This window comes from Desulfosarcina widdelii, assembly GCF_009688965.1.
GTDB classification, from domain to species: domain Bacteria; phylum Desulfobacterota; class Desulfobacteria; order Desulfobacterales; family Desulfosarcinaceae; genus Desulfosarcina; species Desulfosarcina widdelii.
Genome location: NZ_AP021875.1, coordinates 643,957 through 658,227, shown reverse-complemented (window position 1 = coordinate 658,227; position 14,271 = coordinate 643,957). Strand labels below are relative to the sequence as shown.

The following is a 14,271-nucleotide window of genomic DNA, read 5'->3' as shown; positions in this document are numbered from 1 at the left end:
GCTATGCATTCCAAATTTCAATCGTTCTTGACTATACAGGTTGCTTTTTGGGGATTGAATCAACCGGAACCTCACGGTCAGATTCGGTTTTTTGATACGACCATCCAGTGACCAGTCCGATGACAAAATACGTCAATGCACCGACGCCGATCAGAAAAACCGTGTCACCGATCGTTCTCAGCCACCGTAACACCTCCATGACAGGCTGCTGCAGAAACTCGGCGCTGCGGGCATACCACAATCCGTGTTCGATACTGGCCCATGTCTGCGCCAAACCGATCGGCAGCAAGCTTATCGCGATCATCAATACCAAGCCGCCATTCATGGACCAGAACGCCAGACGCAACGGGCCATCTCGCCATACGCCGAGGGGATAGAGCCTCCTCAGGACAACCAGCGTCAAGCCCAACGCCAGCAAACCATATACGCCGAACAAAGCGGCATGGGCATGCACCGGAGTCGTGTTGAGCCCTTGCATATAGTACAGGGCGATCGGCGGATTAATCAGGAATCCGAAAACACCGGCGCCGACAAGATTCCAGAAGGCCACCCCCATGAAGAACCGGATGGGCCATTTGTAATTTTCCATCCAGGAAACGACGTGGGCCTTCTGGTAGGTCTCCCAGGCTTCGTAGCCGATCAATGCCAGCGGCACGACTTCCAACGCACTGAAGGTCGCCCCCACCGCCATGATGGAAATCGGCGTTCCGCTGAAATAGAGATGGTGAAAGGTGCCCGGTATGCCGCCGAACAGGTAGATCGCCGAAGAAAAAAGCACGGCACGCGTGGCGCTCAAGGATTTAACCAGCCCCAGTCGCGTGAAAATAAAAGCGATGGCTGCGGTGGCAAACACTTCGAAAAACCCTTCAACCCACAGGTGCACCACCCACCAACGCCAGTATTCCATAATGGTCAGGTGCGTCTTGGCACCGTAAAAAAAGCCGGCGCCGTAGAACAAGCCGATGGCCGCCGACGATCCGGCGAAAAGTAAAACCAATTGACGGCGATGCCCGTCTTGTTTTAGTGCGGGCCATAGTCCACGGAGCATGAGCACCAGCCAGAGCACCAATCCAACGAAAAGCAGAATTTGCCAAAATCGCCCTAAATCGACATATTCATACCCCTGATGACCAAACCAGAATCCGACATCCAGGCTGAACGCCTGTTGAATCGACAACCATTCACCGGCCAACGAGCCTGCTACGACGAGAAGCAGGGCACCGAACAGCACGTTGACACCCAGCCGTTGAAACTTCGGTTCACGCCCGCCGACAGCCGGAGCAAGATACAAACCGGCAGCCAGAAATGCCGTCGCGATCCAGAAAACAGCCAACTGTATATGCCAGGTGCGTGACACCGCATAAGGAAGGATGTCGGCCAGGGGAATGCCAAAGAAATGCCCCCCTTCCACCGTATAGTGCGCCGTCAGCCCGCCTAAAAGTGTCTGAACCACGAAAAGTGCGATGACCGTCAACGCGTACTTGCCTGCAGCCCGCATCGATGGGGTGGTTTCGATGCGATCCAAGGGATCGTTTCGATCCGGGGTTGGCGCCTCTTCCTCCCGGTCACGAAACAGCTTGTACCACACCAGAGCGCCCACACCGGCCAGCAGCAACGCAATACTGATCAGGGACCAGACCAGGCTCGCTGTGGTGGCATGGTTGCCAACCAAGGGCTCGTGCGGCCAGTTGTTGGTGTAGGTTACGGACATTCCCGGTCGTTCAGTTGTCGCCGCCCAGGCGGTCCAGAAGAAAAAAGCGGTGATCGCTTTTCTTCTGCTCACGTCAGGCAGTGCCGCTTCATGCAGGGCATAGGATTCGCGCAGTCCCGCCAGGGAAGGATCGCTGCCGAACAGCCCCATGTAATGGTCGGCCGTTGTGGCAATCGCTTTGGCACGCTCTTTGGAAAGAATGACAACGCCGCTTTCCGGGTCGTAGGAATTGTGACGCATTTCCGACTGCACCCGCCGATCGATTTCCGCCTGTCGATATTCAGGCAAATCGCCATATTTGTTTGTGTGGTATTTGATGCTTAACAGGTCTCGAAGGGCCACCGCTTCCCGATGCAGCCAGTCGGCAGACCAATCCGGCGCCTGGTAAGCGCCATGGCCCCATACCGAGCCCACCTGCTGTCCGCCGATGCTTTGCCAGGATTGTTGGCCTTTCAGGATATCCTCTTTTGTCATCACTCGCTCGCCTGTTTCCGTTCGGACTTCCTGTGGGATAGGCGGCACGTTGCGGTACAATTCGCGTCCGAACCAACCCAGGACGAACAAGGTGGAAAAAATCACTGCACCCAAGATAATCCAAAGTCGTTTGGTCTCGTTCATGGCTCCTCCTTCCATTCCTTGTAGATTCAGGAAGTTTAGTTCGTTTGCTCCTTTATTGAGCAACGGGCGTGCCATGAATTTATTAATATATATATATCAACAAGTTGATATTGGATGTTGTAATAATGAAAACGACTTATCTGTTGTGTTTGTGATAACATCGTTGTATAAAGTATAACATGGATATGATCGAGCCATTGGTTTCCATTGCTGTCGATCTCACAGCAGCGATGAGCGCAAAGGACCGCTACGAAAGGCTGCTCAGTGCTATGGCAAAGTTCCTTCCCTATGACGCTGCGGCACTGATGCGGGTGGATGGGGACTTGTTGGTTCCGGTCGCCGCCCGTGGACTTATTCCGGACGCCATGGGCAGGCAATTTGCGAGGAGCACGCACCCAAGATTAGACATCATCTGCAATTCTGATGAACCGGTGCGGTTTCCGGCAGACAACACGCTCCCTGACCCATTCGATGGTCTGCTGTCTGCGGATGCCGGTGCATTGAGCCATATCCACGCGTGCCTGGGCTGCCCGCTACGTGTGAACAATGCACTCATTGGTGTGCTCACCGCTGATGCATTCGATCCCAAGGCATTCGACGACATGGATCCCCGCTTTTTGAAAGCCATGGGCGCGTTGGCCGGGGCACAAATGCAAACGGCCAACCTGATCGATGCTTTGGAGAAAAGTGCCGAACGACAGGGTCAGATTGCCAGTGATTTGATGCAGGACATTCATTTGCGCCAGGGGACGCAAATTCTCGGCGGCAGCTCCGTAATGGAACATTTGCGTCGGGAGATCGATCTGGTGGCCCGTTCCGATTTTACCGTTTTGGTCTTGGGGGAAACGGGTGTCGGCAAAGAATTGGTCGTCAGGGCCATTCATGCGGCTTCGAATCGGAAAGAGGCTCCCCTGCTATATTTGAATTGTGCCGCCTTGCCGGAGACGCTTGCCGAGAGCGAAATGTTCGGCCATACCAGAGGTTCTTTTACCGGTGCGAGTAGAGATCGTGCAGGAAAATTCGAACTGGCCAACGAGGGCACGCTTTTTCTCGATGAGATTGGAGAGTTGCCGCTATCGGTTCAACCCAAACTGTTGCGGGCCATCCAGGAAGGTGAAATTCAGCGCGTTGGATCGGATATGACATCGAGGGTCGATGTGCGACTGCTTGCCGCCACGAATCGAAATCTTGAACAGGAGGTCGAAAGCAAACGCTTCAGGGCGGATCTTTTTCACCGATTGAACGTTTACCCCCTAAACGTCCCAGCACTAAGGATGCGTAAAGAGGATATCCCCCTGCTGGCCGGGCATTTCTGCGAACGCATCCAGCGTCGTTTGGGATTGGGGCCTGTCAGGATAAACCCCGATTCATATGAAACGATGACGCAATATGATTGGCCGGGAAACGTAAGAGAACTGGAAAATGTTATTTCCCGGGCCGTGTTGAAAGCTTCCTTCGACGTTACCAGAGGGGATCCGGTGGTCATCTATCCATCCCATTTGGGCGGCGATTTTGTCTCGGCGCATCTTTCGGAAAGGCCGCAACCACCTGAAGAAAAAACTGTTTTTACGAAGGATTTTTCATTCAACGATGCGGTTAGGGCGCTTAAAATAAGGATGATTCAAAAAGCCATCGACAAGAACAATGGCAACTGGGCCGCAGCGGCAAGAGATTTGAACATGCATCGCAGTAATCTTCACAATCTTGCCAAAAGGCTTGGATTAAAAAATTAGAGAAAAAATTTGAACCCTATCCATGTAGATTTCCGGAGAGAACTATGAACGTATTGTTTATAATTTCATCCGATGATGGGGAAACGATCTATAATGCCATGCGGCTTGCCAATGTGGCCGTTAAAAAAGGCGATGAAGTCAGGGTGTTCATGCTCGGCAAAGGGGTTCTTTTCGAACGGGCCGGCAGTGAGCCTTTCGATGTCATGGGCCAGATCAATCAGTTCGAAGGCGATTTCTATGTCTGAGGCGTCTGCATGAAATCCCACGGTCTGGTGGGATCCGGAACATGCCCGATCGGTTGGATGGACGATTTATATGAAATTGCCATGGATGCCGATAAAGTTTTCACATTCTAAGAACCTTCTGACATCCAAGCGCCGCCGCTGTTTCGCAAATCTGGCCATCGTCGCCTTGAACCCGTTGGCCGTGGTCCTGATCTTTTCTGTTCTTCCCGTCGGTGTGGCCTCACTCATCGCAGAGCAAAAATTGGGTGGTACTCAACCAATTAGACCTGTCGTATTGGTTTGAGGGTATCATCGTTTTTGTGTCGATGGGTTTGGTGGTATAGGCTCAACACATGTAATCTTATCATCAATCGGTGTTCAGTCACCCTCCGGAAATAGCACCGACCAGGCGCCAGGAGACCCCACCAACAGGCTCAAGCCATCTTTCACAGGTTTCTGGCATGACTCAGTCCCAAGTGATTGTGCGATATGAGCCGATGCAGGAGAAAAGTAAACCTTGGCTTCACAATGAAGTCGCCCCGATTCATGACGAAGGAAAACCGCCGCGTTATCGGGACAATCGGCGTTAGCATATGCCGACTGAAAGGCATCCTTGACTCGGCTCAAGCCCTGAAAGGCCAACATCGCATCACCGAGATTCTTGCAAAACCATACGCTCATTTCGGTTTCGTCGCCCCCCTCCGGTTGCGAACTCCAATCCAAAGCGTGACTGAATGGCTTGTTTTATCCGGGTTCATTTTTGTCCGATGCATGCTTCCTCGGAGCAGGCTTCTTTCCCGCTGACAGACATGCTGGTCCCAGATCGTTTTGGGTTGCCTTTATCCGTGTGGGCAGCTTCTGCAGGTGTTGCGGTTGCCGGATTCACATCTTTGCCGATGCAGGCTTCATCCTGGCAGACTTCTTTGCTGGATACGGATATGGATGATCGGAAATTGCGGTTTTTGGGCTTTGCATTATTGGGTGGCGTGTTCATGGCCGGCCTCCTTTAATTGAAATATTTCATGAATTGAACCCGTTCATAGGCTGCCGGATTGCTCGCTTTTTCCTGGCTCATTTTTCCCCGGAAGTCTGCAAGGCTGTTGTAACCATGCTTTTCCATCCACGCGTTCAGCGTATCGTGCATATCACGGATATATTCCGTCCCATGCTTGTAGAGGGTGGACGCCACTTGAACGGCTTTAGCCCCGGCAAGCAATTGTTTAATCACGGCGGCACCATCATGGGCCCCCGTCGAAGCGGCAAGATCACAGTCGACCTTGTTGGCCATAATGGCAATCCAACGCAGGGATATGGCCAACTCCTCCGGCGAGCTGAGGACAAAGGAGGATTTGATGGTCAGCTTGTCGATATCGATATCCGGACTGAAAAACCGGTTGAAGAGAACCAGGCCGGACACCCCGGTCTTCGACAGCCGTTGGATCATCTGGCCCAGGTTGGAAAAGTAGTAGCTGATCTTCAGCGCAATCGGTATGGAGACGGTGCTGAGCAATTTTTCGATAATCTTGAAGTACATGGTTTCCTGTTCCTGACCGGACCGGGAAAAATCCGACGGCAGAAAAAACATGTTGAGCTCGATCGCATCCGCGCCAGCCCCCTGGATCTGCTCGGCAAAAGAGATCCACTCGTGTGAATAGGCGCAATTGATGCTAGCAATGATCGGAAGCGACGTCGCTGCTTTGGACTCTTTGATCAACTCAATGTATTTATTCAGCTTCTCGCCTCTTAATTGAAAGTCCAAATAATCGAACTGATCCAGGTTCACACCTGCCGCTTCGGCCTCCTTCATAATATCTTCATGTTCAAAAAGGATCTCTTCTTCAAATATCGATTTCAGAACAACGGCGCCAACACCGCACTCCTCAAGCGTTTTCACCTTCTTAACCGAATCGGTCAATCCGCTACTGCTGGCAACAATGGGGCTTTTTAGATGAAGACCTAAATACCGTGTCGCAATATCCATGATAAACTCCTTTCGATTTTACACTCAAGCTAAAATACAAGCTTATTGGTTGGAAGCTGGGTTGGCGGTCTTTTCACTGATCGGTGTCTGAAGATTCAAAATAGTAACGAACCCGACAGCCAAAAGGGCCAAGCCTAAAAATACGCTGAATCCCTGGGCATATCCAGCAGGGCCGCTGTATTTTACGAATATCCCCATCACTGGGGGTATGACAAATCCGCCGAATGCACCCAATCCGCCGACAATTCCCGCAGCACCGCCGACCGCGGCCGGCATATATTTCGGCACCAGCTTGAAAACAGCGGCATTGGCAAACCCCATGCCTAAAGCCATAAGCAACATCCCCGCCACCGCTACGCTAAGCGACTGATTAGACAGAACTATTAACAGGGCGCCAACTATCATCACCACGAAGGATAGCAGCGTGACTTTCTCACCTCCGATACGGTCCGCGGCATAGCCGCCCAAGACGCGAAGCAGGCTGGCCGACAGGGAATATATGGCGGTTAGCATCCCTGCCTGAACCAGCCCTATGCTGAACGACTCCGACCAGTAGGTTGGAAACCATACGGTCAAGGCGATGAAGCCTCCGAAGGTAATGAAGTAGAAGTAGGTCAATATCCACGTACGCCAGTCGGAGCCCGCCTTACGAATCGACTCCATGGCCTTGCCCGAAGGAAGCAGTTCTTCTCCACAAGCAAGAAGTAAGGCCTCTGGATCGATGTCGATGCCCATTTCCCGGTATTGAAAGTAGGGTGCATCCTGCATGTACTTGAAGATCAGCCCAGTGAGGATTATCAGGAATCCCAACCAAGCCACGTAGGAGACGGTAAATCCCAGCCAAACCACCATCGATGGCAACAACATGGCAAACAGTCCCGGAGCAAGATTCCCAAGTCCTGCATAGATGGCCAGCGCCGACCCCTGAGCTTTCTGCGGATACCAGTACGATACGGCCGGAATACCCACCGAGAAAACAGCGATTCCACAGCCAGATAGGATCCCGAACAGCAGGAAAAACGGAAAATGAACAGGTGCTGGCGATGGAAACAGGCCGAACATCAAGGTGATTCCGGCAACGCCGAGAACGGCCAGGGACAAGAGGATAAGAATCGGCTTTTTACCACCGCTACGATCCACCATGGCGCCAAAAGGTATCCTCAACAAGGATCCGGTGAGTGCCGGGCTGGCCGCCAACAGCCCCATCAACAAGGGACTCATGGCCATGGTTTGCTTGAGGGTGGGAATGATCGGACCAAACGCGGATACACCTGCAAAACCCCCGAAAAAGGCTACTGTTGACCAAGTCAAGGCTTCACGCGGGCTGGATTTGGCATAGCAGACGTTGTCATTCATCAGTGCACCTCCCCACGTTTCAGTCAGGATGAAACCACCGGTTTTTTATTGGCTTGGCACCCGACGACGGAACAGGATGTGACTCCTGAAAAAATAGGTCAGCGGCAAGCTCCAGATATGAATCAACCGGCTGAAGGGCGAGTAGGCGAGCAGCGCCCAAGCCGCAATTACATGAATTTTAAAGCTGAGCGGAACACCTTTCATCAACATGGCATCTGGCGTGAATGTCACGATGCCCCGGATCCACGGAGCGACGCTATACAGCACGTTGTAATGTCCGAATATGACATTGAACAACCCGGTGCTGATCACAACGAACAATGCACCAATAGTGATGGTGTCGTTGGTGCGATTGACCGATTGGATACGCGGATGCGTCAGGCGCCGCCGAAACAGCAGCAGCACACCGAAAAATGCCGCCAGTCCGACCGCCAAACCGCTCCAGTAGGCGATCGTCAGATGTGCCTGGCTGTCGATGCCGAAAAGATCAAAGACCCGCTGGGGAATCAGCAGGCCGCCGGCATGACCCAGGAAGGTGAACACGATGCCCCAGTGAAATAAAACCGTTCCGGGGAAGAGGGCCTTTTTTTCCAGGAACTCGCTGGAGCGAGCGTTCCACCCATAACGGTCGGTGACGTAGCGATAACCATGTCCGACCACGAAGGTGGTGAGGCACAGATAGGGAAAAACCGTGAAAATCAGCGTATAGTAAAAGTCCATGGTTCTCCTCCTGCGGTTTACGCATTCACTCCGGGGGGATTCTCACCATTGGCGACCGGCACGCCGCGTTCTTCGGCAATACGGACAATCGGTTGCAACAAGGCCGCATAGACCGGAGCTTTTTTTCCCAGACGGGTCAACAGCGGCCGAATGCCCCGCAGACATTGCCAGGCCAGTTCGGTGTGAACCGGATCGGGACAGATCGAGAGAAACTCCAGCATCATGGGCAGATAATCGGGCAACTCGCCGGTGATGCGTTCCCAGCCGGCCTGCTCGTAATGGTGCTGCAGGCGAGCCAGGGCAACGGCTCGCTTTTCATTGTCACCATGCGTATGATAGGTCATGTTCAGGGTCATCGTCGGATCGATATCGAAGGCTGCCGTGTATCTTTCCTGCACCTGGATCAGGCTGTAGGTGTTAAGATCGTTTACAAACGCCTGGATGGCTGAGTTGACGTCCGCCGGGAGAGAATGGCCGGTGACGGAAACAATCTCATCCAGGCCGTCAAACAGCTTCTCGTCGGGATAGTTCAGCAACACGGAAAGCAGGTGCAGCCAATCGGTCCAATGATCGTTCATTTTACAGTCTTCCTTTGCCTGCCCGGTCAAACGGTGTCGCCAAATCCGCAGCATCCCTGCCGGGCGTAATTAACATCATCCTGCACGGGCCGGGTCGGCAGAACGAAACGGTCCTCCAGTCGCCCCAACGCCAGCAGACGATACATCGTTTGGATCGTGTCTTCGTCCAGCCCCACCGAGTCGAGCAGCGATTTATCGGACCGCTTTTCCACCCGTTGGGTCCGCATATATTGACGGACGGCCGAGAGGCGTTTAAGCGCCGTCCTAACTGGCACCTCATCACCGGCGGTGAGCAAGTTGGCCAGATAGGCCATGGGAATGCGCAGGCGATCGATGGTCTCCGATTCCTGAACAGGCGCTACCTGGCTGCTGACCGGACTCAACGGCGGCACATACCACACCATGGGCAGGGTCCGAAATTCGGGATGCAGCGGCAGGGCCAGGCGCCATTCTTTAATCAATGCATAGGTCGGTGATCGCTTGGCTGCAGCCAGCACATTCGATGCGATCCCCTGGGCTGTTGCGGCACGTTCGATCTCGGGATCGTTGGGATCGAGCAGGATGTCCAGGTGGGCTGGGTAGACCGCCTGGTCGGATGGTGCCTTTACTGCCGGACTAATTCGATCAGCATCATAAAGCAGGACGCCCACGTAACGGATACGCCCCACGCAGCTGTGGGCGCACAGGGTAGTCAGACCGGCTTCAATGCGCGGATAGCAGAAGACGCACTTTTCCGCCCGTCCGGTCTTCCAGTTGAAGTAAACCTTTTTGTACGGGCAGCCGGATACGCAGTAGCGCCAGCCCCGGCAGCGCTCCTGGTCCACGAGGACGATGCCGTCTTCCTCACGCTTATAAAGCGCCCCGGACGGACAGGAGGCCACGCAGGCCGGGTTGAGACAGTGTTCGCATAGACGCGGCAACCAGAACATGAACACGTTGCGAAACTGCAGATACGTCTCGATCTCCAGATTCTTGAAATTGGTATCCCCGGCGCCGGTTTCGGCCAGACCGGCCAGATCGTCCTCCCAGTTGGGTCCCCACTTGAGGTTGATCGGCTCGCCGGTCAGGCGGCTGCGAGGACGCACGGACGGCTGGTGCCTGCGCTTGGGGCTGTCGATAAGTCTTGCATAATCATAATCCCACGGTTCGTAATAATCATCGATGGTGGGAAGGTCGGGGTTGTGAAAGATATTGATCCCCTTGTGCAGGCGTCCGCCGGCTTTGAGCTGTAGTCGTCCTCTTTTCAGCTGCCAGCCGCCCTTGTGGATATCCTGGTTCTCCCACTTTTGCGGATAGCCGATGCCGGGTTTGCATTCCACGTTGTTGAACCACATGTATTCGGCGCCGTCGCGATTGGTCCACACATTCTTGCAGGGAATGCTGCAGGTATGGCAGCCGATGCATTTATCCAGGTTCAACACCATGGCATATTGCGCTTTAATCTTCATACCAGTTCACCTCCCCGGCTTTGCGCACGATAATGGTCTCGTCACGCTGGGACCCGATGGGCCCATAATAGTTGAAGCCATAGCTCAACTGGGCGTATCCGCCGATCATGTGGGTGGGTTTGACCACGATGCGGGTCACGCTGTTGTGCGTGCCGCCGCGTTTGCCGGACAGCTTCGACCCCGGCGTATTGATCAGCCGCTCCTGGGCGTGGTACATGAACGCTTTGCCCGTCGGTATTCGCGGGCTCACCACGGCCTTGGCCATCACGACCCCATTGGCGTTGAAACACTCGAGCCATTCGTTGTCCTTGATCGCTATCTTGCGGGCGTCCTCGTCGTTGATCCAGATGGCCTCACCCCCGCGGAACAGCGTCAGCATCGTCAGCGTGTCTGAATAGGTGCTGTGGATCGACCATTTGGAGTGGGGCGTCAGGTAGTTGAGAACGAGTTCCCGTTCAGGTTCGCGGGCAACGCTGCTCGGTTCCATGCTCGTCATGTCCATGGGCGGTCGGTAGACCGGGAGATGTTCCCCAAAATCAAGCATCCACGGATGATCCTGATAGAACTGGGCCCGGCCTGTGAGGGTGCGGAAAGGCACCTTCTCCTCGATGTTGATCACGAAGGGGGAATAGCGCCGCTCCTCGGATTCGATGCCGCTCCAGATCGGCGAGGTGATAATCTTGCGCGGCTGGGCGGTCAGGTCGTCGAATCGGAATCGCTCGCCCTGGCGGCGCAGGCTCAGGTGTTTCAGGGAGAGGCCGGTGCGTTTTTCCAGCCCGGTCCAGGCCTTGACCGCAGTCTCGCCGTTGGTTTCCGGGGCCAGCATCAGGATGGTTTCGGAGGCTTGCTTGGCGGTCTGCATGGTGGGCTGTCCCCGGCTGACGCCCTCGTCGGTCACGCAACCCAATGAAGCTTTCAACGCCTCGATTTCTTCCTCAGCCTTCCACAGGATACCCTTGGAACCAACGCCCGCGGACGCGGCCAAAGGACCCAGGGCGGTCATCATGCGGTAGATATTGGGGTAGTCGCGGGTCACCACGGTCAGGCTGGGCATGGTCTTGCCCGGCTGCGGTTCGCATTCACCCTTGCGCCAGTCCCGAACGTCGGGCTGGGCGATTTCTCCGGGACTGTCGTGCATCAGGGGCGTGGCTACTAGGTCCTTGACCTCGCCTAAATGATCGGCTGCCATCTGGGAGAATTTCTCGGCGATGGTCTTGAACTGTTCCCAGTTGGTGCGGGTCTCCCAGGGCGGATCGATGGCCGGGTTGAACGGATGGATGAACGGGTGCATGTCGGTGGTGTTCAGATCGTGCATCTCGTACCAGCCGGCGGCCGGCAGGGCGATGTCGGCGTACATGGCGCTGGTGGACATGCGCAGTTCCAGCGTGACCAACAGGTCGAGCTTGCCCTCCGGTGCCGGATCGCGCCATTGGATCTCTTGAGGGCGCAAGTCGCTGTCCGTGTTGAGTACGGCGCTTTCCGTGCCCAGCAGATGCTTGAGAAAATATTCGTGGCCCTTGCCGCTGGCCCCCAGCAGATTGGCCCGCCATAGAAACAGCACCCGCGGGAAATTGGCCGGGTTGTCCGGATCCTCGACGGCGAACCGCAAATCACCCGTTTTGAGCTTATCGACCGCATAGGCAATGATCTGTTCATCCGTGGCGGCGCCCTCGGCCACGGCTTCGTGAATGAGGTCGATGGGATTGCGATCAAACTGCGGATAGGAGGGCAGCCAGCCCAGTCGGGCGGCGATGGCATTGTAGTCGGCCATGTGGGGCAGTGCTGCCCGTTCGGAGAGGGGTGACAGGACGCTTTCGGGCCGTTGACCGTCGTAGCGCCACTGGTCGCTGGCAAAATAGTAAAACGACGTGCCGTTTTGCAGTCGCGGCGGCCGCCGCCAGTCCAAACCAAAGGCCACCTGCGACCAGGCCGCCTGGGGCCTCACCTTCTCCTGACCCACATAGTGGGCCCAGCCGCCGCCGTTGACGCCCTGACAGCCGCACAGCGTGACCAGGTTGATGATGGTGCGGTAGATCATGTCGCTGTGGTACCAGTGGTTGGTGCCGGCGCCCAGAAAGATCATCGATTTGCCACGGGTCTTTTCGGCATTGTCGGCAAATTCGCGGGCGACCCGGATGGCATCGTCCGCCGGTACGCCGGTGATGGTTTCCTGCCAGGCTGGCGTGTATGGTTTGGCATCGGTATAGTCGGTTGGATAGTCCGCAGGTGTCGAGGGAGCGTGTTTGGACGGCACGCCCAGCTGGGCGCACATCAGGTCGAAAACCGTCGCCACTTTCAGATGACCCGTTTTGGCGGCAACCATTTTAAATGGAACAATGCCCTTTCGAACCCCGGTGCCGGTTGCGTCGAATACCGGAAAGGAAACCTCCTGCCATCCCTCGGATTGTTCGGCGAAGGTTAGCAGCGGATCGATCGGCCGGCTGTCGTCTTTCATGTTCAGGTTCCAGCGGCCGTCCTCGTTCCAGCGAAATCCGATGCTGCCGTTGGGCACCCGCAAGCTGCCGTCATTCCCATCGACCACCACAGTCTTCCATCGAGCATTGTTGGCTTCCGGATCGAGGTCGGCCGCACGCAGAAAACGGCCGGGAGCGCTGTTCTCACCCATATCCTTGAGAACCACCACAAACGGCAGATCGGTATAATGTTTGGCGTATTCCATGAAATAGGGAACCTGACGGTCGATGTAGAACTCCTTGACGATGACGTGGCTCATGGCCATTGCCAAAGCTGCATCGGTTCCGGCCTTGGCCGGCAGCCAGGTATCGGCGAACTTGACGTACTCGGCATAATCGGGAGCCACCGCCGCCACCCGGGCACCGCGGTAGCGGGCTTCGCTATAGAAGTGGGCGTCAGGGGTGCGCGTCATGGGCAAATTGGTGCCCCAGACGATGAAATAGGAGGATTCGAACCAGTCGGCACTCTCGGGGACATCGGTCTGTTCGCCCCAGATCTGTGGAGAGGCGGGCGGCAGGTCGCAGTACCAATCGTAGAAGCTGATCATGGAGGCACCGATCAGCGACAGGAAACGGGAACCCGAGGCATAGCACACCATGGACATGGCCGGAATGGGGGAAAACCCGAAAATGCGGTCCGGGCCGTATTTTTTTATGGTATGGATCAGCCCCGCAGAGATCATCGTTGCGACCTGGTCCCAGGAGACCCTGATAAAACCACCCTTGCCGCGTTCCTGCTGATATCGTCGGCGCTTGTCATCATCGTTGACGATGCTTTCCCAGGCAGCGACCGGGTCGCCGAACTGCTCCATGGCCTCGCGCCACATGCCCATCAGGCTCGATCGGACCAGCGGATATTTCAAACGCACCGGGCTGTAGGTGTACCACGAATAGGTGGCGCCCCGGGGGCAGCCCCGGGGTTCGTGGTTGGGATACCCATCCCCGCAAGCAGGGTAATCCGTGGCCTGGGTTTCCCACACCAGGATGCCGTCCTTGACGTAGACATCCCAGGAACAGGATCCGGTGCAGTTGACCCCGTGGGTGGAGCGAACCTTTTTGTCGTACTGCCAGCGGCGGCGGTACAGATCCTCCCATTCGCGCTGACCGCATCGCGTTTCGGCCCAGGAGTCCCTGGTCTTTTTTTCCCTGCAACCGGTGATTTCACCTTTGGGACGGAAAAAACGAAGGGTGGAAAGGAAGCGGCGCTCCGACATTTGCACCTCCATTTAGTGGGGGTTAAGATAGTCTGATCGACACTCGAGCAAGAACGGATCCAATTGTACAAATTTGAAAAAAATGTAAGTTTAGCTGGTTACAATTGAAAAGGCTTTGGTCTCTATATTTAGCGAACAGCAGAACGGATCATTTGTGAATGCTATAGATTGGAGTGTATTGGTTTAGAAAAACGGAATGTATGACTTAAGTCAA

11 protein-coding genes are annotated in these 14,271 nt (G+C 55.2%); 4 read left to right on the top strand and 7 right to left on the bottom strand.

Features of this window, described 5'->3' with window-relative positions; all coding sequences use genetic code 11:
• Positions 1–31 precede the first annotated feature (31 nt).
• Positions 32–2,329, bottom strand: a complete 2,298-nt coding sequence (locus GN111_RS03095) for a nitric-oxide reductase large subunit (RefSeq protein ID WP_155302346.1) — start codon at positions 2,327–2,329, stop codon at positions 32–34.
• A 179-nt stretch (positions 2,330–2,508) separates the two neighbouring features.
• Between GN111_RS03095 and norR the strand changes: the two genes are divergently transcribed.
• The 4 genes from norR to GN111_RS03075 all read left to right on the top strand — a co-directional run bounded on the left by norR (position 2,509) and on the right by GN111_RS03075 (position 5,296).
• The gene (gene norR / locus GN111_RS03090) at positions 2,509–4,062 is read left to right on the top strand and encodes a nitric oxide reductase transcriptional regulator NorR (protein WP_155302345.1); all 1,554 of its coding nucleotides are present in this window, start codon (positions 2,509–2,511) and stop codon (positions 4,060–4,062) included.
• Between the two features lie 44 nt (positions 4,063–4,106).
• Complete coding sequence (locus GN111_RS34665) at positions 4,107–4,307, top strand: hypothetical protein (RefSeq protein ID WP_155302344.1); 201 nt, start codon at positions 4,107–4,109, stop codon at positions 4,305–4,307.
• Between the two features lie 70 nt (positions 4,308–4,377).
• Positions 4,378–4,590 carry a hypothetical protein gene (locus tag GN111_RS03080; RefSeq protein ID WP_155302343.1) on the top strand — a complete coding sequence of 71 codons (213 nt, stop codon included), beginning with the start codon at positions 4,378–4,380 and terminating at the stop codon, positions 4,588–4,590.
• A gap of 430 nt (positions 4,591–5,020) precedes the next feature.
• Positions 5,021–5,296 (top strand): hypothetical protein, encoded by a 276-nt coding sequence (locus GN111_RS03075; RefSeq protein WP_155302342.1) that lies wholly within the window; start codon positions 5,021–5,023, stop codon positions 5,294–5,296.
• On the opposite strand, the gene GN111_RS03070 is transcribed toward GN111_RS03075, so the two are convergent.
• Genes GN111_RS03070 through GN111_RS03045 form a run of 6 tightly spaced genes read right to left on the bottom strand, consistent with a single transcriptional unit; the run spans position 5,293 to position 14,057 of the window.
• Complete coding sequence (locus GN111_RS03070) at positions 5,293–6,267, bottom strand: dihydroorotate dehydrogenase-like protein (RefSeq protein WP_176603280.1); 975 nt, start codon at positions 6,265–6,267, stop codon at positions 5,293–5,295. The two genes, GN111_RS03075 and GN111_RS03070, sit on opposite strands and share 4 nt — an antisense overlap.
• Positions 6,268–6,309: 42 nt before the next feature.
• On the bottom strand, positions 6,310–7,623 hold the full coding sequence (locus GN111_RS03065) for an MFS transporter (RefSeq protein WP_155302340.1): 1,314 nt from the start codon (positions 7,621–7,623) through the stop codon (positions 6,310–6,312).
• 45 nt (positions 7,624–7,668) lie between these two features.
• Positions 7,669–8,343: a respiratory nitrate reductase subunit gamma gene (gene narI, locus GN111_RS03060; RefSeq protein ID WP_155302339.1), complete on the bottom strand. Its 675-nt coding sequence runs from the start codon at positions 8,341–8,343 to the stop codon at positions 7,669–7,671.
• Positions 8,344–8,360: 17 nt separating this feature from the next.
• Positions 8,361–8,921 (bottom strand): nitrate reductase molybdenum cofactor assembly chaperone, encoded by a 561-nt coding sequence (gene narJ / locus GN111_RS03055; protein WP_155302338.1) that lies wholly within the window; start codon positions 8,919–8,921, stop codon positions 8,361–8,363.
• Between the two features lie 26 nt (positions 8,922–8,947).
• Positions 8,948–10,369, bottom strand: coding sequence for a nitrate reductase subunit beta (narH, locus tag GN111_RS03050; protein WP_155302337.1), 1,422 nt, complete (start codon positions 10,367–10,369; stop codon positions 8,948–8,950).
• A complete protein-coding gene (locus GN111_RS03045; protein ID WP_155302336.1) occupies positions 10,359–14,057 on the bottom strand; it encodes a nitrate reductase subunit alpha in 3,699 nt (1,232 codons plus the stop codon). The genes narH and GN111_RS03045 overlap by 11 nt, the downstream gene beginning before the upstream one ends.
• Positions 14,058–14,271 lie beyond the last annotated feature (214 nt).

Coding starts and splice junctions, on each gene's coding strand:
- narI (WP_155302339.1), bottom strand. CDS start 8,343: ATGGACTTTTACTATACGCTGATTTTCACGGTTTTTCCCTATCTGTGC.
- GN111_RS03095 (WP_155302346.1), bottom strand. CDS start 2,329: ATGAACGAGACCAAACGACTTTGGATTATCTTGGGTGCAGTGATTTTT.
- GN111_RS03080 (WP_155302343.1), top strand. CDS start 4,378: ATGAAATTGCCATGGATGCCGATAAAGTTTTCACATTCTAAGAACCTT.
- GN111_RS03045 (WP_155302336.1), bottom strand. CDS start 14,057: ATGTCGGAGCGCCGCTTCCTTTCCACCCTTCGTTTTTTCCGTCCCAAA.
- narH (WP_155302337.1), bottom strand. CDS start 10,369: ATGAAGATTAAAGCGCAATATGCCATGGTGTTGAACCTGGATAAATGC.
- GN111_RS03065 (WP_155302340.1), bottom strand. CDS start 7,623: ATGAATGACAACGTCTGCTATGCCAAATCCAGCCCGCGTGAAGCCTTG.
- GN111_RS03070 (WP_176603280.1), bottom strand. CDS start 6,267: ATGGATATTGCGACACGGTATTTAGGTCTTCATCTAAAAAGCCCCATT.
- narJ (WP_155302338.1), bottom strand. CDS start 8,921: ATGAACGATCATTGGACCGATTGGCTGCACCTGCTTTCCGTGTTGCTG.
- GN111_RS03075 (WP_155302342.1), top strand. CDS start 5,021: ATGGCTTGTTTTATCCGGGTTCATTTTTGTCCGATGCATGCTTCCTCG.
- GN111_RS34665 (WP_155302344.1), top strand. CDS start 4,107: ATGAACGTATTGTTTATAATTTCATCCGATGATGGGGAAACGATCTAT.
- norR (WP_155302345.1), top strand. CDS start 2,509: ATGGATATGATCGAGCCATTGGTTTCCATTGCTGTCGATCTCACAGCA.